This window comes from Porphyromonas bobii (assembly GCF_943169685.1).
GTDB lineage: Bacteria > Bacteroidota > Bacteroidia > Bacteroidales > Porphyromonadaceae > Porphyromonas > Porphyromonas pasteri.
Window position 1 is genome coordinate 134,984 of the sequence record NZ_CALPBU010000006.1, and the last position, 20,965, is coordinate 155,948.

At 55.5% G+C, this 20,965-nt stretch carries 15 protein-coding genes; 12 read left to right on the forward strand and 3 right to left on the reverse strand.

The window, feature by feature from the left end; genetic code table 11:
* Nucleotides 1-233 precede the first annotated feature (233 nt).
* A complete protein-coding gene (locus KO088_RS07065; RefSeq protein WP_215494150.1) occupies nucleotides 234-1,406 on the reverse strand; it encodes a PDDEXK-like family protein in 1,173 nt (390 codons plus the stop codon).
* A 1,020-nt stretch (nucleotides 1,407-2,426) separates the two neighbouring features.
* On the opposite strand from KO088_RS07065, the gene rplU reads away from it, so the two are divergent.
* From rplU to serS, 3 genes are all read left to right on the forward strand, one after another.
* Nucleotides 2,427-2,744 carry a 50S ribosomal protein L21 gene (gene rplU / locus KO088_RS07070; RefSeq protein ID WP_009433676.1) on the forward strand — a complete coding sequence of 106 codons (318 nt, stop codon included), beginning with the start codon at nucleotides 2,427-2,429 and terminating at the stop codon, nucleotides 2,742-2,744.
* A gap of 36 nt (nucleotides 2,745-2,780) precedes the next feature.
* Nucleotides 2,781-3,038, forward strand: a complete 258-nt coding sequence (gene rpmA, locus KO088_RS07075) for a 50S ribosomal protein L27 (RefSeq protein ID WP_009433701.1) — start codon at nucleotides 2,781-2,783, stop codon at nucleotides 3,036-3,038.
* A 101-nt stretch (nucleotides 3,039-3,139) separates the two neighbouring features.
* Nucleotides 3,140-4,426: a serine--tRNA ligase gene (gene serS, locus KO088_RS07080; RefSeq protein WP_215494151.1), complete on the forward strand. Its 1,287-nt coding sequence runs from the start codon at nucleotides 3,140-3,142 to the stop codon at nucleotides 4,424-4,426.
* 102 nt (nucleotides 4,427-4,528) lie between these two features.
* Here the strand turns inward: serS and KO088_RS07085 are convergent, their stop codons facing one another.
* Together KO088_RS07085 and KO088_RS07090 are read right to left on the reverse strand one after the other, a co-directional pair.
* The gene (locus tag KO088_RS07085) at nucleotides 4,529-5,053 is read right to left on the reverse strand and encodes a thioredoxin family protein (protein ID WP_215494152.1); all 525 of its coding nucleotides are present in this window, start codon (nucleotides 5,051-5,053) and stop codon (nucleotides 4,529-4,531) included.
* A 153-nt stretch (nucleotides 5,054-5,206) separates the two neighbouring features.
* Complete coding sequence (locus KO088_RS07090; RefSeq protein WP_215494153.1) at nucleotides 5,207-8,059, reverse strand: M16 family metallopeptidase; 2,853 nt, start codon at nucleotides 8,057-8,059, stop codon at nucleotides 5,207-5,209.
* Nucleotides 8,060-8,901: 842 nt separating this feature from the next.
* Here KO088_RS07090 and KO088_RS07095 point away from each other — a divergent pair.
* The 9 genes from KO088_RS07095 (at nucleotide 8,902) to KO088_RS07135 (ending at nucleotide 20,883) form a co-directional block, all read left to right on the forward strand.
* Nucleotides 8,902-9,558 (forward strand): phosphatidylserine decarboxylase family protein, encoded by a 657-nt coding sequence (locus KO088_RS07095; protein ID WP_215494154.1) that lies wholly within the window; start codon nucleotides 8,902-8,904, stop codon nucleotides 9,556-9,558.
* 42 nt (nucleotides 9,559-9,600) lie between these two features.
* Nucleotides 9,601-10,299, forward strand: coding sequence for a CDP-diacylglycerol--serine O-phosphatidyltransferase (pssA, locus tag KO088_RS07100; RefSeq protein ID WP_215494155.1), 699 nt, complete (start codon nucleotides 9,601-9,603; stop codon nucleotides 10,297-10,299).
* A gap of 75 nt (nucleotides 10,300-10,374) precedes the next feature.
* Nucleotides 10,375-10,677, forward strand: a complete 303-nt coding sequence (locus KO088_RS07105) for a DUF4834 family protein (RefSeq protein WP_009433705.1) — start codon at nucleotides 10,375-10,377, stop codon at nucleotides 10,675-10,677.
* 195 nt (nucleotides 10,678-10,872) lie between these two features.
* Nucleotides 10,873-13,032, forward strand: coding sequence for a peptidylprolyl isomerase (locus KO088_RS07110; protein ID WP_215494156.1), 2,160 nt, complete (start codon nucleotides 10,873-10,875; stop codon nucleotides 13,030-13,032).
* A gap of 131 nt (nucleotides 13,033-13,163) precedes the next feature.
* Entirely contained in the window at nucleotides 13,164-14,213 is a 1,050-nt protein-coding gene (gene rlmN / locus KO088_RS07115; RefSeq protein WP_215494157.1) for a dual-specificity RNA methyltransferase RlmN, read from the forward strand.
* Between the two features lie 12 nt (nucleotides 14,214-14,225).
* Nucleotides 14,226-15,347, forward strand: a complete 1,122-nt coding sequence (gene recF, locus KO088_RS07120; protein ID WP_215494158.1) for a DNA replication/repair protein RecF — start codon at nucleotides 14,226-14,228, stop codon at nucleotides 15,345-15,347.
* Nucleotides 15,334-15,624 carry a DciA family protein gene (locus KO088_RS07125; protein WP_215494159.1) on the forward strand — a complete coding sequence of 97 codons (291 nt, stop codon included), beginning with the start codon at nucleotides 15,334-15,336 and terminating at the stop codon, nucleotides 15,622-15,624. The genes recF and KO088_RS07125 overlap by 14 nt, the downstream gene beginning before the upstream one ends.
* Nucleotides 15,625-16,313: 689 nt before the next feature.
* On the forward strand, nucleotides 16,314-19,424 hold the full coding sequence (locus KO088_RS07130; RefSeq protein WP_251419866.1) for a SusC/RagA family TonB-linked outer membrane protein: 3,111 nt from the start codon (nucleotides 16,314-16,316) through the stop codon (nucleotides 19,422-19,424).
* Between the two features lie 19 nt (nucleotides 19,425-19,443).
* Nucleotides 19,444-20,883, forward strand: a complete 1,440-nt coding sequence (locus KO088_RS07135; RefSeq protein WP_251419868.1) for a RagB/SusD family nutrient uptake outer membrane protein — start codon at nucleotides 19,444-19,446, stop codon at nucleotides 20,881-20,883.
* Nucleotides 20,884-20,965: the final 82 nt, after the last annotated feature.

Consider the following 20,965-nt stretch of genomic DNA (forward strand, 5'->3'; position numbering starts at 1 on the left):
ACCAGTACTGGTCGCTGGGTTGACCAGTACTGGTTGGTTATAGCAACCAGTACTGCTTCGCGTCGTGACCAGTACTGGTCAGATGAGTAACCAGTACTGGTCACCGTGACGATTAATATAGGTCCACACCGCTTGCTGTATGGCGTCGTGCTACGACGGGCTTCGGGGGGGGGGGGCGCTGCTTGAGAGGAGGGAGGTGTTTCCTTGTGTGGGGTAGGGTCGCTCTACTTGCTCTACTTGTTGATGCTCAATTCCTCTATGATCTCGTCAAGTTTGTTGATGATCTCTTGGGCGACACTTGTCTTCATCGCGGGGAAGTTCTCGGCTGAGTACCAGTTTGGTGTCGTGAGGTACTCCCATCCCATAGGATATTCAGGACTTTGCTTTTCTAAGCAAGCAAGTTTTTTCGCTCCAGTCACCTTTGAGTCTATGCCTATCCAGAGGTTCATCCACCAGCCATAGTTCGATTTTTTATTTTCGCTATCTGCCGATATGATGATAGAGCCATCCCAGCCCTCTTTACGGAGGCGGATTTTAGGCTCTTCTTCATTATACGAAGACTCACTATCATCGTACAACCAGCCCTTTTGATCGGCATATTTCTCCAGTTTGGCGAAGATGTACTTCTCTCTAATTCCCTCAGCGATTGCATCACGTTTGCTTGATAGCGTGGCCACTACTTCGGGGTGATCAACTGCAAGATCAATGATTGTCTGGATATTCTCTTGATTCATATCTTGATAGGTGAGTTGCTTGATAGTTCGGATATACTGATTGAGAGACTCTCGGACGAGGGGCTTGTTGTCGGCCAGTCGCACGCATTGCTCCAGCCAGCGAAGGATGTCTTCTGCGTACGATAGGCGCAAGTAGCCTACTTCCTCAGCGCTTTTCGTGGCTGTGCTCTCTTTGCTGGCGTCGTATCCATATAGCGTGAGATAAACCAAGAGATATCCGTCTGCACCAAAAGTCTCCTTCCCATAGTTATCATAGCGAATCAGTTGCTTGTCTTGATCCCCAGCGTAAATCTTGTTCTCTATGATGAGTCCGTAGCGGCTACTTTTCACGAGGATGTCAATGCGCCCGCCGGTGTCGCCTACTATGGGGCCTGTATAATACTCTGTATAGCTATCCGGGAGTGTACAGTCCTCGAAAGGGTAGGCGAGGTCCTTCAGTGCGATCTCAAAGAAAGCTCTTAGGAAGGCATCGCCGCATCCGTGGCTTCCCTTGGGGTCGAGTAGATTAGCGATTAGGGCGGAGTGCTTTAATTCGTAGCGCTCTATGCTAAGGATGCTAAAGAGATTGTAGTTTTCGCCTTTGCGATTTCGCTCCTCCTGCTGCGCTTGTTCTAAGGCGCAGATGCTCGCTACCTCTTGAAAGAATCGCTGTATATCCAGCTCTGTGTCCATACTTATTTGGGGTTGTGATGATTGTCTAAGTCTGATATCCTTGCTCAGCCAGAGGGGGCGGGGTACAGACTCCTACTCGATGGGTTCGCTTACCTGTATTTGCAATACCCTCTGGCTGCAAATGTACGAGTTTCGTACGAGTTTCGATAGGATAGGGTGCGGGATCCTGTGCGCTGCGTGTGACTTCATCTGGGTGAGGCTGTCGGAGGTATAGAGGTCGCTTGGTTTCCTGCCAGATAAAGGTGTTGGGATAGCATTTATATGTGTTTCGTAAGTGGCTTGCCCTTATGGTGTTATGTTGTGTCGGTGTGAAGGGGCTTTTGCAACCCATATTGGTCGTCGGGTGGATCTATATAGGAGACTGTTGCATATAGTCCTACCCTCTATTGAGAGAGCTAAGGCATCGCACGCCCAGCTCCCCGATAGCCTCTCCGAAGCGAGCAAGCAAGCCCTGCGCCTTATCGCGAGTATTCCTCTTATCCAGCTGAGGGAAAAGTGTCATTCTCGTGAAGAAAAAAGCGCCTTCCCGTAGTGGTATTCTTCTATCTATGCACGTAGTCTTAAAGACCAGGCACGTAAATCTAATTATCCACGTACGAAGTTATTAGAGCCACGTACGTAGCCCAAACTTATCTGCTACTCGTCCAAAACTTTTATCCCTATGCGGAGCAACAACCTAATATAGGTCACTTCACAAAGCTATATAGGTCGCTGTGACGACCTATATAGGTTCGTGCGCTGACCAATATAGGTTCATAGCCCTTACTGTGGGACTCCGTGGTGCGGCAGGCCGCGGTGGGGGCTTCTTTGGTGGAGGGAGATGTTGCCCTCTGTGGGGTAGGGGAAGAGCTCGGACTGAGGATGTTTCTTCGGTGAAAGTCAAGGGAGTGCAAGGTGTTGTATCAGATATTTTTGTATCTTTGTGACCGAATTTCCTATGTAGGGTAGGAGAAGAAGTCTATCCCTCCGCCGTGGAGCGGGTGGCACCCTACGGGGCTAACTTTTTAGTTATCAACGATAATGTACGTCATCGTAGACATTCAGGGCCAGCAGTTCAATGTAGAACAGGGCCGTCGCCTCTTCATTCACCACGTTAAGGGTGCAGAGAGTGGCGCAGTAGTAGAATTCGACAAGGTCCTCCTCGTAGACAAGGATGGTGCTGTCACTGTAGGTACGCCTGTAGTGGCTGGTGCTAAGGTCGTGTGCGAAATCATCACGCCTCTTGTAAAGGGCGACAAGGTACTTGTCTTCCACAAGAAGCGCCGTAAGGGCTATCGCAAGCTCAATGGCCACCGCCAGCAGTTCAGCGAAGTCCTCGTCAAGGAAATCGTAGCGTAAGTAATTGTATCACCGCATTAGTTTAGACATAAGACAATGGCACATAAAAAAGGTGTAGGTAGCTCCAAGAACGGACGCGAATCAGAAAGTAAGCGACTCGGAGTAAAGCTCTTCGGTGGTCAGCACGCTAAGGCTGGTAACATCATCGTCCGCCAGCGTGGCACGCAGCATCACCCAGGTGCAGGCGTAGGTATCGGTAAGGACCACACGCTCTATGCACTGATCGACGGTAAGGTGGTCTTCACTCGCAAGAAGAACGACCGCTCGTACGTCTCCATCGCGGCTGAAGCCTAAGACGGAGCACACGTCAGACAAGTCAACCGGAGGTTGCTCCAGAAGGGTCTACACAGCCCGGAGGGAGCGACCTCCTCTCATTATACCCCACACGAGACATTATGCTTACACTCAAGCAAATCAAGGAGAATACCGAGGCGGTCATTGAGCGCCTCCGCAAGAAGCAATTCGAGGCACGCGAAGCGATCAACGAAGTACTGAACTTCGATGAGATCCGCCGTCGCTCTCAGCAGGAGCTCGATGCCAGTCTCTCTCGTCAGAAGGCCCTCGCTAAGGAGATCGGTGATCTGATGAAGCAGGGCGCCAAGGAGCAGGCCGAGAGCATCCGCTCTCAGGTGGCACTGCTCAAAGAGGCAAGCAAGAGCCTTGAGGAGAAGAAGGCCGAGGCCGAAGCTAAGATCCGTGAGATCCTGCTCTCTGTACCTAACCTCCCCGCCGACATCGTGCCCGAAGGCGCTACGGCTGAGGATAACGTCTGCGTCAAGACCGGTGGCGAGATGCCCGCACTCGATGCTACCGCCGAGCCCCACTGGGAGCTGGCGAAGGACTATGACCTCATTGACTTCGAGCTGGGTGTGAAGATCTCGGGCGCTGGCTTCCCCGTCTATAAGGGTTATGGAGCTCGCCTGCAGCGCGCGCTCATCAACTTCTTCCTCGACAATGCTCGTGAAGCTGGTTACCTCGAGGTACAGCCTCCCTACGTCGTCAACGAAGACTCAGGCTACGGCACGGGTCAGCTCCCCGACAAGGAAGGGCAGATGTACCACGCTACGGCGGACAACCTCTATCTCATCCCTACGGCTGAGGTGCCTGTGACGAATATCTATCGTGACGTCATCCTCGAGGAGAAGGATCTGCCCGTACGCAACACCGCTTACTCTGCCTGCTTCCGCCGCGAAGCTGGGTCGTATGGTAAGGATGTGCGTGGTCTGAACCGCCTCCACCAGTTCGACAAGGTCGAGATCGTCTGCATCGACAAGCCCGAGCGCAGCTATCAGCGCCTCGACGAGATGGTTGCCTACGTAGAGACGCTCGTCACGATGCTCGAGCTTCCCTGGCGCATCCTCCGTCTGAGCGGTGGCGATATGAGCTTCACCAGCGCGCTGACCTATGACTTCGAGGTCTTCTCTGCTGCACAGAAGCGTTGGCTCGAGGTCAGCTCCGTATCCAACTTCGAGAGCTATCAGGCCAACCGCCTGCGCTGCCGCTATCGTGACGCTGAGCAGGGGGTCCAGCTCGTGCACACGCTCAATGGTAGTGCTCTGGCTCTGCCCCGTATCGTCGCAGCGCTGCTGGAGAACAACCAGACGCCCGAAGGTATCCGCATCCCCGAGGCTCTTCGTCCTTACACGGGCTTCGACTTCATCCCCCGTCCTACGAAGAAGTAAGCGACTTCCTCACTCGGACGCTACAATAAAAGCTCATCCCCACACTGCCATCAGGCGGTGTGGGGATGAGCTTTTATTGTAGATGCGAATGATTCGCTGGGCTTACTTAGCGTCGGAGTAGATCTGCTTGATGGTCTCCTCGATCTGATCGGGAGTGAGATCGCCTACCGTCTGGATGGGCGTACCCTGCATAGGGATGAAGAGGCACATAGGGATGCTCTTCACACCGAAGATATTGGCCAGACCAGCTTCCTTGTCGACATCGATCTTGTAGACGTCGATCTTACCCGCATACTTCTTAGCGATAGCTTCGAGCTTGGGGCTGAGCTTACGGCAGGGACCGCACCAGTCGGCGTAGAAGTCGATGATAGCGGGACGGCTGCCCTTGAAGACGAACTTCGAGGGCTCTTCCTTATAATCCCAGATGTACTTGCGCAGGTAGGCTGCGTCGATGTGCTTGATAGCGCCTTCTGCGGCCTTGTCGTCGGCGGCAGTTTCTTCGCTGGGGGCAGCTGCGGTCGTCTCGGTGGAGGCAGAAGCAGCGTTGCTCGAAGCCTTGGCTGTGCAGGCATAGCTCGAGAAGAGACCTGCGGAGATGAGGGCGAGGCTGAGGATGACTTTCTTCATTATTCAGTTAGTTGCTACGAGGTGATAGAATACTGCTCGTTGGTATGATAAGCGTGAGATGGGGCGAATTGTTCATTAAGCGACAAGCCGGGCATCCTCAGATGGGGAGGGTGCCCGGCTTGCTATATGAAGTGGGGGAGTGCTGCGAAGTGCTTACTTCTTAGCCTCGGTGGAGCGGAAGAGGATCTCCGTACGGTCCTTAGACTCGTAGAGCTTCTTTGCGAGAGCCTGTACAGACTGAGGTGTGACAGCGTCGAGGAGCTTGTCGTAGTTCGTGACGAAGTCGAAGCCCTGACCGTAGAAGCGAGCGAGCTGACCGAGCCAGTAGCTGTTCTTGCGGAGGCTTTCGCCGTGAGCCTTCTTGAGGTTCTTGACAGCCTTGTCGAAGTACTCGGCAGAGGGGCCGTTCTTGACGATACCTTCGAGACCCTTGAAGACGAGCTCGTTCATAGCTACGGCCTTAGCGGGGTCAGTCTGGAACTGGACGGTGACGTTCGTGCGTGGGCTGGGGAAGCGTGATACGTCAGCCAGGACACCGACGCTGTAGGCACCACCTGCATCCTCACGAATGGTCTTCGTGTAGAGCTGGTCGAGGATGGACTCAAGAACAGCGCTCGTCAGACCTTCCTGCTGGCTGTAGGTCGTAGGTGCAGAGAGGCCGTCGATGACGATACCCATAGGCGTCTCCATAGGAGCGCTGTACTCCTTCTTGTTCGTGCCGAGGCGCTCTACGGGGACTCGGTTCGTGTGAGCCTTGTCGGTGTAGACCTTCTGCGCGGGGAGTGAAGCGATGTACTGCTCTACGAGAGGGCGGAGGGCTGCTTCGTCAACATTACCTACGAAGTAGAACTCGAAGCCGCGGGCGTTAGCGAAGCGGCTACGGAAGAGCTGGAGCACACGATCGTAGTTCACGCTCTTGACTTCTTCGACGCTGAGTGGGTAGCGCTCAGGGTTGTTGGGGAAGATGTAGCGCGTGACGGAGTCGCCGAGGAAGGAGAGAGGGTTAGCCTTGCTTGCCTCGATCTGGCTGATGGTACGCTCCTGCCATGCCTGGAAGGCGTCCTTGTCAGCGCGTACAGCTGTGAAGTTGAGGTAGAGGAGCTGGAGCATCGTCTCGAGGTCTTCCTTCGTCGTGCTACCTGCTACGTCATCGCTGATGTTGGAGACCGTCGCAGAGACAGAAGCGATGCGACCGCTGAGGGCCTTCTCGAGAGCTGACTCATCGAACTTGCCGAGACCACCGATGGTGGGGAGGCTGTTCAGGACCTTCAGCTCCGTAGCGCTGGGCTTGGTGAAGTTGTAGTACCCACCATCGCGGCGACCCTTGAAGAGGATCTCATCTTCCTTGTAGTCGGTCTTCTTGATGTAGACCTTCGTACCGTTGGAGAGCGTCCAGATGGTAGAGCCGTACTGACCATTCTTCTCGGTCTTGACGATCTTACCCTTCATGGGGAGCTTGTCGATGAGCTTCTCGTTGCTGACCTCGTCCTTGGGAGCTTCGACCTGCTGCTTCGTGTAGTCGAGGTACTTCTGCGTGAGCTCGTCGATGCTGGGGAGCTTGACGCTGGGCTTCTCGACGCTGGTCAGAGCGACGAGTACATTCTTCTCGAGGTCGAGCTGCTGGACCATAGCATTGATCTGCTCGAGGGGGAACTGCTCTGCGATGCCCTGGATGAGCTGGTAGTGCGTGGGGATATCGAGGAGGTAACCACCATCTTCGAAGTAGTCTACATAGACGTTCGCCCAAGCGTCACTGGTGCGCTTGTCACGCTCGTTGTAGAAGTTCTTCATACCGACGAGGTAGTCCTTCTTGGCGCGGCTGTATTCACCAGGAGTGAAGCCGTACTTCTTGAGGCGTACGATCTCAGCTACGAGAGCCTTGAGAGCAGGCTCCCACTGACCTTCCTTGAAGGTAGCGTCAAAGCTGGCAGCATCCTTGGTCTTAGCGACGACGTAGTTGCCGAAGTCAACGGAGGCGTTGACGAAGGGTGCATTAGGCTTCTTGACGATGTCGCTGAAGCGCTGGGCGATCATCGAAGTGACGACACTTTTGATGTAGTCTTCGAGGGGACCCATGAGAGTAGCGCGGATATTTGGAGGCGTGATATCGCTCTTATAAGAGATGTTGATCGAGTTCTGCGTAGCTTCCTTGTCAGCAGCGATACCTACGATGGGCTTGTCGTTGTCTTCGACAGGGATGTAGACACGCTCAGCAGCATTCACTGGAGCAGGGATGTCGGCGAAGATCTTCTTGATCTGAGCCTCCGTGTAGTTGACGTCGACGTCACCGACGATGATGACTGCCTGCAGGTCGGGGCGGTACCACTTCTTGTAGTAGTCGCGCAGGACCTGATAGGGGAAGCTGCGTACGATCTCCATCTTACCGATGGGGAGGCGCTTACCGTACTTGTTGCCAGGGAAGGCAAAGTCGAGGAGCTTCTCCATGTTGCGCATATCCCCGCTATTGCTGCGGCGCCATTCTTCTTCGATGACACCACGCTCAGCGTCGATCTCCTTATCCTCGAGGCTGATGAAGCTACTCCAGTCGTGGAGTACGAGGATACAGCTGTCGATGATGCTCTTGCGTGGGACGGGGATCTTCATCAGCGTGTAGACCGTCTTGTCGAAGCTCGTGTAAGCATTGATGTTGCCACCGAAGCTGGCACCGATGCTCTCGAGGAAGTTGATGATTCCCTTGCCTGGGAAGTTCTTTGTGCCGTTGAAGGCGATATGCTCGAGGAAGTGAGCCAGACCCTGCTGCGAGTCTTCTTCTTGCATCGAGCCTACCTTCTGGGCGATATAGAATTCTGCTCTACCCTTGGGCTCTTCATTGTGACGAATGAAGTAGGTCAGACCATTGGGGAGCTTTCCGATACGGACGGCGGTGTCTATGGGGAGTGGTGGCATTTCGCTGGGGGCTTGGGCTTGAGCAGCCGAAGGCAGACCCAGTGTGGTGCCTACGAAGAGCGCCGAGAGGAGGGATAAGATGATTTTCTTGAGCCTCATCGCTTGTTTGTGGTTTAAGAGGTGAAAAGATATTTATAGTTCACTGTACCGCAAATGTACGATAATTCTTCGGTGTGTATCTACTATATGAGATACCTCACGCGCGCAGGTGCCTATATATTAGGTATATGGGTGCGTGAGTAGAGCTATATAGGATGGCGAAGAAAGCTATATAGCTGTGGACTGATCCCTATATAGCTTTCGGTGCGAAGCTATATAGTTTTGTGACGTGCCCTCTATTAGGTTGTTGCTCCGCGTAGGGACAAAAGTTGTGGACGAGTGGTAGAAAAGTTTGGGCTACGTACGTGGATCTAATATCTACGTACGTGGATATTTGGACTGACGTACCTGGTCTTTAAGACTACGTGCGTAGATAGAAGAATGTCACTACGTGAAGGCGCTTTTTCTTCACGAGAAGGATAATTTTCCCTCCGCTGGATAAGAGGAATACTTGCGAAGGGACGAAGGGCTTGCTGGTCACTTCGGAGAGGTATATCGGGGAGCTGGGCGTGCGATACCTTAGCACTCTAAATAGAGGGTTGGACTCGCGGCAACAGTCTCAATAGTGGTATGAGGTATGATCCTATATTGGTCGCTGAAGCAACCTATATGGGGCCACTTAATCCCTCTCGGAGATGGACTTCCGCTATCCGCGGGGAAAGGAGCTATATACGAGGGTTGAAAAGTGGGGGAAAGAAGGGGAGGATAAGGCCGTGTCAGTATGGCATAATGTCAGGTGCTTGCCGTGAAGCTGTCCCTCTTTTATCTGAGGTATAGGCTTTTTTAAGTATATTTGCACGATATATTACCTATGTCATAAAGTGTCCACTCAATAGACCCCTATGTTACTTCACAAAGAAGGGCGCGGCCCGCTCATTGGCTTTGCTATCACTCTTATCGGGCTGAATGCCTTCATTGCTCTCTTTGCGGGAGGGACGTTTAGCTACATCTTCCTGGCTATTTCGATCCTCTTCTATCTGACTGTCATCAACTTCTTCCGCTACGAGCCTCGCAAGCACAGCGATGGCCCGCTGGAGATCGTGTGCCCTGCTGACGGCCGTGTCGTCGTCGTCGAGGAGACGGAGGAGACGGAGCTGCTTGGCTGCCGCTGCCTGCAGGTATCCGTCTTTATGAGCGTCTTTGATATGCACGTCAACTGGATTCCTTGTAATGGGGTCGTCGAGCACGTCTCGCACACCGATGGTCGCTTCCTCTCGGCTCACCTGCCTAAGAGCAGCACGGACAACGAGCGCTCAGCTGTCATCATCCGCACGGAGGGTGGCGATCGCATCCTCGTCCGTCAGGTCGCTGGGGCTATCGCACGCCGTATCGTCACCTATCCAGAGGTCGGTCAGCGTGTGAATATCAACCAGAACCTCGGCTTCATTAAGTTCGGCTCTCGTGTCGACCTCTACCTCCCCCTCGGCACGAAGGTGCACGTCAAGGTCGGGCAGAAGGTCCAGGGGAACATCACCGACATCGCTACGCTGCCTCGCTAAGCAGTACAGCACCCCTCCCTATACATATATATAATAGTAGGAATGAATATCAAGAAGCATATACCTAATATGCTGACCGCGGGGAACCTCCTCTCGGGTGTGCTGGCTATCGTCTTCACGCTCTACGCAGGTCGCCCCGATATCGCTATGTGGCTCATCGTCCTCTCGGCTGTTTTTGACTTCTTCGATGGGATGGTAGCACGCCTGCTGGGTGTGTCCTCTCCGATCGGGAAGGACCTCGACTCGCTGGCCGACGTCGTGAGCTTTGGCTTGGCTCCCGCTACCCTTGTCTTCCGTGGACTGGAGGGCCTGGATGCTGGGAATTATCTGAACTATGGCGTCTTCGTCGTCGTAGCCTTTGCTGCACTGCGCTTGGCGAAGTTCAATAACGACACGCGTCAGTCGACCTCGTTCCTCGGACTTCCCGTCCCCTCGAACGCGCTCTTCTGGATCGGTGCCGCAGCTGCGATTCCTTCCTTCGGGCTGTCTATCGGTGCTTCGGCTACGCTCATCACTTATCTGGTGCTGACGCTCGTGCTGTCCCTGTTGATGGTCAGCGAGCTGCCGATGTTCTCCTTCAAGCTCTCGAAGGAGCCCCTGAGCCACAAGTGGCCTCAGCTGGTGCTCATCGTGGTGGCTGTCGGGTCGGTCGTGTGGCTGGGCTGGTTCGGCTGCAGTGTGACGATCATCGCCTACCTCCTGCTGTCACTCCTTCCTCAGCAGAAGGGCGAGAAGGCCTAAGCGGAGTGCTGTGGCACGCTCTTTGAAAGAGGAGCTTTGTCACATAGTATGTATTAGATAAATCCGAATTTCGATATGAGCCTCCTGATAATAATCCTCATCGGTGTCCTCCTCTACCTCTACTGGCCTACGATCCAAGCTTGGCTTGCCGTGAAGCTTCTCCAGCGCTTGCAGCGTCGTATGACCGAGGCGGCCGGTGGTGAGGCCTACCGCAATCGTGGCTACGGTGCCCCTGGGGCATCCTCTGAGCGTCGTGAAGGCACGGCAGAGAGCTCGGACAGCCGCCAGAAGCAGGAGCTCGATGATATCGAGGCTCGCAAGTTCACCCGCCCCTCAAGCGACGAGTACGTTGATTTCGAGGAGCTTCCACGGGACTAAGCTGCACTCTGCGGGTACTCCATACACCGTATTTACATACGCTATCCGAAGCAGTGGGATAGGGGAAGTGCGCTTCCCTTATCCCACTTCCTTCTGAGAAGGCCCTTTGTATTTGAGTATTCGTCGGAGTGTTTGTATCTTTGTTCCTCAAAGACTGAAATATAAACACTATTCATCCATAGGTAACAACAAACAATGGCAGTATTAGAGAAGATCCGAAGTCATTCGGTACTGCTGGTCGTGGTCATCGGGATCGCCCTGGCGGGCTTTGTCATCGGTGACCTCTTCACCAGTGGGCGCACCTTCTGGAGCAAGAATGAGCGTACGGCTCTCTCCATCGATGGCAAAGATGTCTCGATCGAAGAGTATAGCATGCGCCTCAAGGAGCTCGAAGACCAGGCTCAAGCCCAGGGCCAGCAGCTCTCCGATGAGCAACGCATGCAGCTGAATAACCAACTGGCTCAAGAGTACATCTCGGAGTATGCCCTCAATGAGGTGACCTCAAAGGTCGGCCTCGGCGTATCTGACGACGAACTCTACGCCCTCCTCGTGGGTAAGGGGATCGCTCCCTCGCCATTGGCTGCACAGTTCTTCGGCTCGGCAGATGAGAAGCAGATCAATGAGATCATCAAGCAGCTTTCGGATAAGCAGATCCAGGCAGCTCCTGCTGAGCAGCGTGGCCAGCTCCTGCAGGCTAAGAGCCAGTTTGAGCAGCTCCAGAAGCAGATCAAGTCTCAGCGTCTCCAGCAGAAGCTCTCTACGCTGCTCGCTCGTACCTATAAGATCAACGATGTAGACCGTGAGCTCTCCGTCGGTAAGGAAAGCCGTAGCATCGCTCTCGTGCGCACCTCTGCTGCTCAGATCGCAGACGAGGCTGCTAAGCCCAGCGATAGCGAGGTGAAGAAGTACTACGACGAGCACAAGGACTTCTACAAGATGCAGTACCCTCTCACCGAGGTGAACTACATCAGCCTGCAGGTCACTCCTTCGCAGGAAGACTACAAGAACGCTGCTGCTGAGAAGGAGAAGGCTGTCGCTGAGCTCCGCAATGCAAATGCCGCTAACGTCGAGTCTGTACTCCGTGGCTTCGCTACCTCCAGCAAGTTCTTCTCCAAGAGCTACCTCACCGGTGCTGAGCTCGATGCGCTGGGCCTCGGTGCTGAGCAGGTCGCCTTCATCAAGGGTGCTGAGGCTGGTGCCGTCAGCGATCCTCAGCTCGTCAGCGACCGCTACGATATCATCAAGCTCGTCGGTAAGAAGATGGTCCCTGCAGGCGTCTCTGTCCGTATGATCGTCCTCAACGACAGCGTCAAGGGTCAGGCAGACAGCCTGCTCGCACAGCTTCATGCGGGTGCCAGCTTCGCTGAGCTCGCTAAGAAGCACAGCATCGACCCCTCTACGTCGGCTACGGGTGGCCTTATCCAGATGCCTAACCGCTACGGCTCGGTCGATAGCACCTTCACCGAATCACAGCTGGTACAGCTCTCCCAGGGCTCAGCTCTCAACCTCGATACGCTCTACAAGGTACCCTTCGGTACGGTCGTTCGCCTCGGCCAGGCTCCTCTCTCCGTCCTCGTACGTGCTGAGAACCCCCAGCCTGCAGTAGATGCTTATCAGGTAGCATTCCTCTCGGTACCCGCTACGTTCTCTCCTGAGACCTACAACGCTAAGTACGCTGCTATGAACCGCATCCTCGGTGGTGGCGGTGGCTTCGATGCTATGGCTAAGAAGGCTGAGAAGGAAGGCTTCAGCGTAGCTCGCAACATCCCTGTGACGACGCAGACGGCTGCTCTCGGGCAGATCCCCAGCTCGCGTCAGGTCATCAGCTGGGCTATCGGTGCTAAGGACGGCGAAGTCAGCCAGAAGCTCTACACCTGCGGTACGGACTACCTCGTCATCCCTGCAGTCGTCAAGCATACTCCTGCTGGCGTAGCTCCTCTCTCCGCTGTCAAGGAAGAGATCGTAGCTTACCTCACCAGCAAGAAGAAGGCTGAGACCCTCGCTAAGAACCTCGAAGGCAAGAACCTCGCTTCTCTCGATGCTTACGCTACGGAGCTCCAGACGAAGGTCGACACCCTCGTCGACGTCAACTACCTCGTCCGTGGTAGCGAGCCTGCTACCTTCAACGGCGTAGCTATGACTACCCCCATGGGTAAGATCTCTAAGCCCTTCGCTGCAAGCAACGCCGAAGTCATGGTCCTCCAGCCCGTCGCTGCTACGCCTAACGATCCCGCTGCTGTCGCTGCACAGGTCAAGCAGCAGGAGCTCGGTCTGGCTCGTCAGTACAGCTACCGTGTCTTCACGGACTTCATCCAGAAGATGAAGATTCAGGACAACCGCGCTCGCTTCTATTAGTAGCCGGCTCCCCACCTATCGGGGCATCGGGACAACCCTTTGCCACTGATATCAGTTATTAAATAGGCTGCCCGCATGAAGACACTCTGCGGGCAGCCTTATTCATTCACCCCTCGATTTATCAGCATACGATGCCAGAAGGCAAAGAAATACTCCTTGGTCGTACCCTCGATGAGCTTACCGAGCTGGTCACCTCCCTGGGCATGCCCCGCTTCACGGGCAAGCAGATAGCCCAGTGGCTCTATGACAAGCGCGTCACCTCCATCGATGAGATGACGAACCTCTCCAAAGCCAATCGCACGCTCCTCGCTGAGCGCTATACCGTCGGGCGTACGGCTCCCGTGATGAGCCAGCTCTCGAAGGACGGCACGCGCAAGTACCTCTTCGCCGTCTCCACGGGGGGGCTTGTCGAAGCCGTCTTTATCCCCGATAAGGACCGCGCTACGCTCTGCATCTCTTCGCAGGTGGGCTGTAAGATGGACTGCCTCTTCTGTATGACTGGTAAGCAGGGCTTCAAGGGGAACTTGTCCTCGGGTGAGATCATCAACCAAGTCCTCTCCGTCGAGGAATCCGCCTCGCTGACCAACGTCGTCTATATGGGTATGGGCGAGCCGCTCGACAATGCGACGAACGTGCTGAAGAGCATCTCCGTCCTAACCTCTGCGTGGGGCTTGGGCTGGTCGCCTAAGCGCGTCACCCTCTCTACGGTCGGTGTACGCCGTGGCCTTGAGCGCTTCCTCAGCGAGACGACCTGCCATCTGGCGGTCAGCCTGCACAATCCCTTCCACGAGGGGCGCCTGGAGCTGATGCCTGCCGAGGGAGGTCTGCCCCTGGAGGACACGCTGCAGATGATCCGCGAAGCTGACTTCACGGGGCAGCGCCGCGTCTCCTTCGAGTACATCGTCTTCGATGGGGTGAACGATAGCGACGAGCATGCTGCGGAGCTTGCCCGTCTCCTGCGTGGCATCCCTTGCCGCATCAACCTCATCCCCTTCCACCAAATCCCTGATGTGCCCCTGCGTCCGCTCTCGCGAGATAAGATGGAGCATTTCAAGCGCCAGCTCGAGTCGCGCGGCTACACCACGACGATCCGCACCTCCCGCGGTGAAGATATCTCTGCTGCCTGCGGTATGCTCTCGACCAAGGAGCAGATGGCTCGTGGCGGCTCTGCACCACGCTAACCCCTCCCGCCTGTGATCCTCCAGCGTCTGCACCTCCTGCACTTCAAGAGCATCGCCTCGGCCTCCTGCACCTTCTCCCCCAAGGTCAATTGCTTTATTGGCCTCAATGGGATGGGGAAGACCAACCTGCTGGATGCGCTGCACTACCTCTCCTTCACCAAGAGTCACCTCTCGATCACCGACAGCCTCGCCGTGCAATATGGGCAGGAGGCTGCCGTGCTTGATGCCGTCTACCGAAGCGACTTCGGCGACGAGCGTCAGCTACTCTTGCAGATCCGCCCTGGGCATCGCAAGGTGCTCAAGCGCAACAAGAAGGAGTACCCCAAGCTCAGCGATCATATCGGTGCCTTCCCGCTGGTCATCGTCTCGCCACAGGACTACCAGCTCATCCTCGGGGGGAGCGACGAGCGTCGCCGCTTCGTCGACAAGCAGCTCTCCCAGCAGGATAGCGTCTACATGGCGGCACTGGCACAGTACCACCGCATACTCGAGCAGCGCAATGTGCTCCTGAAGAGCCAGCGTGCCGATGATGCCGTCCTCGAAGTCCTCGATCTACAGCTCGAGCAGGTCAGCCCACTCCTCTACGAGCGTCGTGCGACCTTCGTGCGTGACTTCATTCCCCTCTTCCAGCAGTATTATACCGCTATTAGTGGCGGGCAGGATCGTGTGAGCCTCGTCTATACGTCGTCGCTCGCTGAGCACGAGGGCCATTGCCTCGAGCTCCTGCGTGAGGCCCGTCAGCGTGACCGCCTCATGGGCTACACGACTATGGGGCTGCATAAGGATGACCTGCAGATGCTCCTCGGCGAAGAGCTCATTCGCAAGGTCGGGAGTGAGGGGCAGAATAAGACCTTCCTCATCGCGCTGAAGTTCGCTCAGTACGCCCTGCTCTCGGCGACCAACCCCGAGCGCCCGCTTCTCCTCTTGGATGATATCTTTGACAAGCTCGATGCTGAGCGTGTGGAGCGCATCATCCGTCTGGTCGGGGGGAGTGACTTCGGGCAGATCTTCATCACGGATACGAACCGTAAGCACCTCGACGAGATCGTCACAAGCTGGGGCGAAGACTATCGCCTCTTCGAAGTATCCTCGGGCGAAGTGCGCTCTATCGACTCCACCTATGAAGCAGAGTAAGACCGTGCTCCTCGGCGAAGCCATTGCCTCGCTGTGGGACGATGACCCCGATATGTATGAGCAGCTCTTGGTGCATCGTCTGCGCGACTATCTGCCTGAGCTCTTAGGGCCGATGTACCGCTGGCTTCAGGAGGTACGCTTCGACGAAGGGGTGCTCCGCCTGCAGGTCTCCTCGCCTGCGGTACGGCAGGAACTGGGCTTCCAGCAAGCCGAGCTCCAGCGCAAGATCAACGGCCACCTTGGTGCCGAGCTCGTGCGCTTCATTCAGATTTACTAAGGGGCGAGGTGATCACTTCCTCCCTAAGCTCTTCGGCTGATCTACCGCGGTAGGTCAGCCTTTGTTATGTGCGCTCGTCTGTGACCTCACGGGAGGGGGGATGCGAACCAGTACTGGTCGACGAAGTGACCAGTACTGGTTGCTATTATTGACCAGTACTACTTCGCATCGTGACCAGTACTGGTCACTTCGTCGACCAGTACTGGTTCGTTTTTTACCCTCAGCAAGAAGTTTTTTTTGAGCGTGGCAGGATATTTCTGTGTGGTGGTAAGTCGCTGTGTATGATGGGGTAGTGCTTTCTCTTCGCTCGGGTGGATAGCCCTCCATTGAGGGGTGTCGTGCGGGGATTTTTGAGGGGCGTGATTTGGAGTTTTCAAAAACTGATTTACCTTTGCACCAATCGGAAGGACGTCCGTCGTGGATAATTCACCTTCCTCCCTTCACTCAAAAGAAAAGAAGACTAATAGCTATATGCAACAAGTCCAGTCTATGATGATTATGCGAATGTATGCTGACACGATGATGTGGCTCAGCATGATGACGCATATCCATAGGCGAAGTAGCTTGTTGTATACCTGTTAGTATATAGCATACCCATACAAAGAGTTTGTAAGAAGCGCTTCTCCTGGATTTCCTCGAGAAGCGCTTCTTCGTTGTATATATTCACCTCCAAATTCACCAATTCACTAATGAGAAAGAGTTTACTAAGCCTGTTGCTCCTGGTTCTCTCCGTAGGACTTACCTGGGCACAGAAGCAGGTAGCCGTGACTGGGATAGTCGTTGCGGCTGAGAATAATGAACCGATCGAAGGTGCTTCGGTCATCTGCGTTGAGCACCCCCGCAGTGGGGCCCTCACCGATGCGAAGGGGAAGTTCACCCTTCGTCTGCCCGAGGGAGCGAAGACCCTGCGTATCTCCTATATTGGTTATGGCGCCGAGACGGTCGCCGTCGTAGCAGGTAAAGAGCTTCGCATCCAGCTCAAGAGCACGGAGAAGACGCTTGATCCACTGGTCGTATCGGCCTACGGTGTCCAGCGCAAGTCCTCCCTCACGGGCGCTACCTCCAGCATCAAGGCCGCAGATCTGGCAAATGCCAAGGTAGAGTCTATCGATAAGGCGCTCTCGGGTAAGGTCTCGGGTATCCGCGTCGCTTCACAGACAGGTAACCCTGGCTCAGCTGGTACGGTGCAGATCCGTGGTGTCGGGAGTATCAACGGGACTACCGAGCCTCTCTACGTCGTCGACGGGGTGCCTGTCACGACGGGGAACTATGGTATCGGCGGCTATTCATCCAATATCCTTGCCTCCATCAACCCTGAGGACATCGAGTCGGTCTCGGTGCTCAAGGATGCTGCTTCCGCTTCGCTCTACGGCTCACGTGCTGCTAATGGTGTCGTGCTCATCACGACCAAGCGTGGTAAGCAGGGCAAGACGAGCTTTAACTTCAAGGGCAATACCGGCTTCTCGCGTATCGCTACCAATTCCTTCGAGCTGATGAATGCTAACGAAGCCTTCGACTACCAGCGCGAAGCCCTCATCAACTACGAGCTGTACCGAGCTGATGCTCTCCTGCCCACAGGGTCGCAGTACGCTCAGCGTGCTACGCTCCGTCAGCAGCTCGAGGCAAAGTACACCGATGCAGCTGTCACGGACGAAGATCTCCTGGTGAAGAGCCGCACGACCGCTACCGACTGGCGCAAGGTGCTCTTCGGTGGTACGGGCCGTCTGAGCGATGTCAGCCTCTCCGCTTCGGGCGGGGTTGATGCTCTCCGCTACTTCGCTTCGCTGGGCTACAATAATGTGACGGGGGTCACGCCCTTCGGTAGCTTCAAGCGCTATTCGGGTCTTCTGAACCTCGACAATAAGGCTACTAAGTGGCTCAACCTCTCCTTCAAGGGGCAGGTCTCCTACACCTCACAGGAGGGTAGTGGTGACAACTCTGGTCAGAGTGGTAGTGTCTCGCTCTCGCAGCCTACGATCCTAAGCCTTCTCTCGGCTCCCGACCAGCCTGTATATAATGCGGACGGCAGCTACAATCAGAATGTCGCACCTATGAAGGGTACGGACAATCCCCTCCAGATCCTCGACCCCACCTACATCACGAATCAGCTGGGTACGCTCCGCGGTATCGGTGGTGTCAATGCTCAGGTGACCTTCACGGATTACCTCAACTTCAAGACGACGAACTCGATCGAGTACACGCTCCTCAAGAGCTTCGAGTACGTAAGCCCCAATACGCAGGACGGCCGTCGTATCGGTGGTCAGGGTACCCGCTTCTCCAATGAGCTTGTCGTCAAGACGACCTCTAATGTCCTGAACTTCAACCGCGACTTCACCAAGCACCACGTCGATGCACTTGCTGGTATCGAGGCTCAGAGCTTTGACCAGCTCCGCTATGGCTTCGAGGTGAATAAGTACTCTACGGATAAGCTCCGTGAGCTCGGCAATGGGCAGGTCGTCGATAGTGAGAGCAATCGCTACGGGAGCTTCCTCCTCTCTTACCTCGGTCGTGTCAACTACAGCTATGAAAACCGCTACTACCTCGGTCTGAGCCTGCGTGATGATATCTCCTCGAAGCTCGGTAAGAACAAGCGCTCGGGTGTCTTCTACAGCGTATCGGGTGCCTGGAGATTTGGCCGTGAAGCCTTCCTCAAGGACAATAACTTCCTGACCGATGCTAAGCTCCGTGCTTCCTATGGTACCAATGGTAACCTCCCCGACGCCGAGTACAGCTGGAGAGGACTCTACAACTTCGGTGGTAACTATGGCTCTGAGTCCGCTATCTACCTCAATCAGCTGGCTAACCTCGACCTCGGCTGGGAGAAGAGCCGCAGCCTCAATGTCGGGCTTGACCTGACCTTCGCTCGCCGCTTCGCTCTGAGCGTGGAGTACTTCAATAAGTACACGACCGACCTCCTGATGTCCGTACCTGTCTCGTACAACCACGGGGTAGCGAACTATCAGGCCAACCGAGGTGAGCTCTCTAACCGCGGTATCGAAGTCGAGCTTCACGCATCGAACATCCTTAACTCCAACGCCTTCCGCTGGGATGCTGACCTCTCGCTGACGAAGATCCGCTCGCGTGTAGAGGCGCTCCCCAATGGCGACATCATCACGGGTGCTGGTAACTACCTCTACCGCCCAGGTGCAGACATCTATACGTTCTACCTCCGCAAGTTCCACGACGTAGAGAAGGAGACGGGTCTGGCTCGCTTCGTCGTCGACCCCACGAAGGACTCCACGGCTGACAACCTCACCTACTACTCTTCGGAAGCTGCCTTCACGCCCACCGAGTCGGCCTATCCTAAGGTCTATGGCGGTCTGACGAATACCTTCAGCTATGGCGGCTTCACGCTGAGCACGCTCCTGACGTACCAGTTCGGTGGGCACTTCCTCGACCACTTCGATGCCTTCGCTATCTCGGACGGGGCTCGTACGATCTCGGTGAACTCCAGCCGTGAGCTCGTAGGGAACTACTGGACGCCTGCCAATACGACGGCCTCCAACCCCCTGCCTATCCTGAACAATCCGCTCTCGAGTGCACGTCTGGCGTCCACGCGCTTCCTGCAGTCTTCGGACTTCGTCCGCCTCAAGGAAGTAGCACTGAGCTACCGCCTCCCCAGCTCGCTCACCAAGGCACTCCACGTCAATTCGGCGAGCGTATCTCTGACGGCGAACAACCTCTTCTATCTCTACGCAGCTACCAAGAATAAGGAGCTCGAGACGCCTCTCAATGGTTTCCGTACGGCCGATATCCCTGCTCTGCGCACGGTGAGCTTCGGTGTGAATGTTGGTTTCTAACGCTTATCCCAGTATCCAGATGAAAAGATTCCCATTATATATCCTGCTGGCCTCCTCTGTCCTCTTCACCTCCTGTGAGAAGGAACTGAATCAGCTCCCCTCGGGCTCTCTGCCCTCTGAGCAGTCTATCTCCTCGCTGAGTGGCCTTACCAGTGCCGTGCGTGGCGTCTATTCGCGCCTCAATACCCGCTATGGCTACAGCGGTGAGACCGCTATCTTCGCCGATGGACGTGGTGGCGACGTGAAGATCGTCGTAGGGAGCTACAATCACTCGACGGCTATCCACCAGTTCCTCACCGACAAGTCTTCGGGCTTCTCGGCTGGGGCTTACCAAGCCTTCGCCACGACCTCCAGCCGTGTCAATGACATCCTGCAGTATGTAGGCTCGGTAGAGAAGACCCTCGCCTCATCCGAAAAGGCTGAGTTCGACGACCAGGTAGCGCAGCTCTATGCGCTGAGAGGTCTGGCACACCTGGAGCTGGCACGTCTCTTTAGCCATATCCCCACCACGGGCGTGAACCTGGATGCGGCCTATTCGGGTATTCCCTTGAACACCGCCGTACATCCCGTTGGCTACCGCTTCCAGCGTTCTACGCTCCGTGAGACCTATGCGCAGGTCATCGCCGACCTGACGAAGTCCCTCGAAGGGCTGAGCAAGAATAAGACGCTCAACTCGGGCGCTATCAACTACTGGGCAGCTGCTGGCCTCTTGGCTCGTACCTACCTCTACCTCGGTGATTGGCAGAACGCCTACAAGTACGCCAGCGAAGTCATCTCCTCCAGCCCCTACACGCTCTACAGCGTAGCAGACTATCCCTCGGTCTGGGGCAAGCAGGGGACGTCGGAGTCCCTCTTTGAGGTGCTCACCACGGAGAAGTCCAACGCAGGGCTCAATAGCCTCGGGGGCTATACCAACCCTGGGGTGTACCCTGAGTTCGGTGCTGCTGATGACTTCGTCACGTGGGTGCAGACGACCCGCTCCAATGACGTCCGCGCACAGCTCATCAGCGAGCGCTCTAAGGTAGGTGGCGTAGCGAAGGCCTACTACACCACGAAGTACGTGGGTCAGGATGGCGCTTCGAACGCTACGGCGATGAATAACTTCAAGGTCATCCGCCTCTCTGAGCTCTACCTCATCGCTTCGGAAGCCCTCCTTCGTGGGGCTACGGCGAGCGACGGGAAGACGGCAGTAGACTACTACAACACGCTGCGACGCAACCGCTTCTCCAGCTATACGCCTGCTACCTCGGTGACGCTGCAGGATATCCTCGATGAGCGCCGTATCGAGTTCTTCTGCGAAGGACACCGCGCCTTTGACCTCCTGCGCAATAAGATCAACCTCACCAGCCAGTACGTCTCGGGTGGTACGGTCAACTACCTTGACTGGCGCACCATCGTCGAGCTCCCCGAGCGCGAGAAGAACATCAATCCGGACCTCGTAGTCCGTGCCGCACAGTAGGCTTACACGCTCTACTTGTTAGTGAATAAGGAGACACGCCCCCAGCAGCCTCGGCCGCTGGGGGCGTGTTGTATCTATATCC

Excerpts from the sequence above, each read along its gene's own strand:
- rlmN (WP_215494157.1), top strand. The coding sequence starts at position 13,164 with ATGCCAGAAGGCAAAGAAATACTCCTTGGTCGTACCCTCGATGAGCTT.
- KO088_RS07090 (WP_215494153.1), bottom strand. The coding sequence starts at position 8,059 with ATGAGGCTCAAGAAAATCATCTTATCCCTCCTCTCGGCGCTCTTCGTA.
- KO088_RS07105 (WP_009433705.1), top strand. The coding sequence starts at position 10,375 with ATGAGCCTCCTGATAATAATCCTCATCGGTGTCCTCCTCTACCTCTAC.
- KO088_RS07085 (WP_215494152.1), bottom strand. The coding sequence starts at position 5,053 with ATGAAGAAAGTCATCCTCAGCCTCGCCCTCATCTCCGCAGGTCTCTTC.
- KO088_RS07110 (WP_215494156.1), top strand. The coding sequence starts at position 10,873 with ATGGCAGTATTAGAGAAGATCCGAAGTCATTCGGTACTGCTGGTCGTG.
- KO088_RS07095 (WP_215494154.1), top strand. The coding sequence starts at position 8,902 with ATGTTACTTCACAAAGAAGGGCGCGGCCCGCTCATTGGCTTTGCTATC.
- rpmA (WP_009433701.1), top strand. The coding sequence starts at position 2,781 with ATGGCACATAAAAAAGGTGTAGGTAGCTCCAAGAACGGACGCGAATCA.
- KO088_RS07065 (WP_215494150.1), bottom strand. The coding sequence starts at position 1,406 with ATGGACACAGAGCTGGATATACAGCGATTCTTTCAAGAGGTAGCGAGC.
- rplU (WP_009433676.1), top strand. The coding sequence starts at position 2,427 with ATGTACGTCATCGTAGACATTCAGGGCCAGCAGTTCAATGTAGAACAG.
- serS (WP_215494151.1), top strand. The coding sequence starts at position 3,140 with ATGCTTACACTCAAGCAAATCAAGGAGAATACCGAGGCGGTCATTGAG.
- KO088_RS07125 (WP_215494159.1), top strand. The coding sequence starts at position 15,334 with ATGAAGCAGAGTAAGACCGTGCTCCTCGGCGAAGCCATTGCCTCGCTG.
- pssA (WP_215494155.1), top strand. The coding sequence starts at position 9,601 with ATGAATATCAAGAAGCATATACCTAATATGCTGACCGCGGGGAACCTC.
- KO088_RS07130 (WP_251419866.1), top strand. The coding sequence starts at position 16,314 with ATGAGAAAGAGTTTACTAAGCCTGTTGCTCCTGGTTCTCTCCGTAGGA.
- KO088_RS07135 (WP_251419868.1), top strand. The coding sequence starts at position 19,444 with ATGAAAAGATTCCCATTATATATCCTGCTGGCCTCCTCTGTCCTCTTC.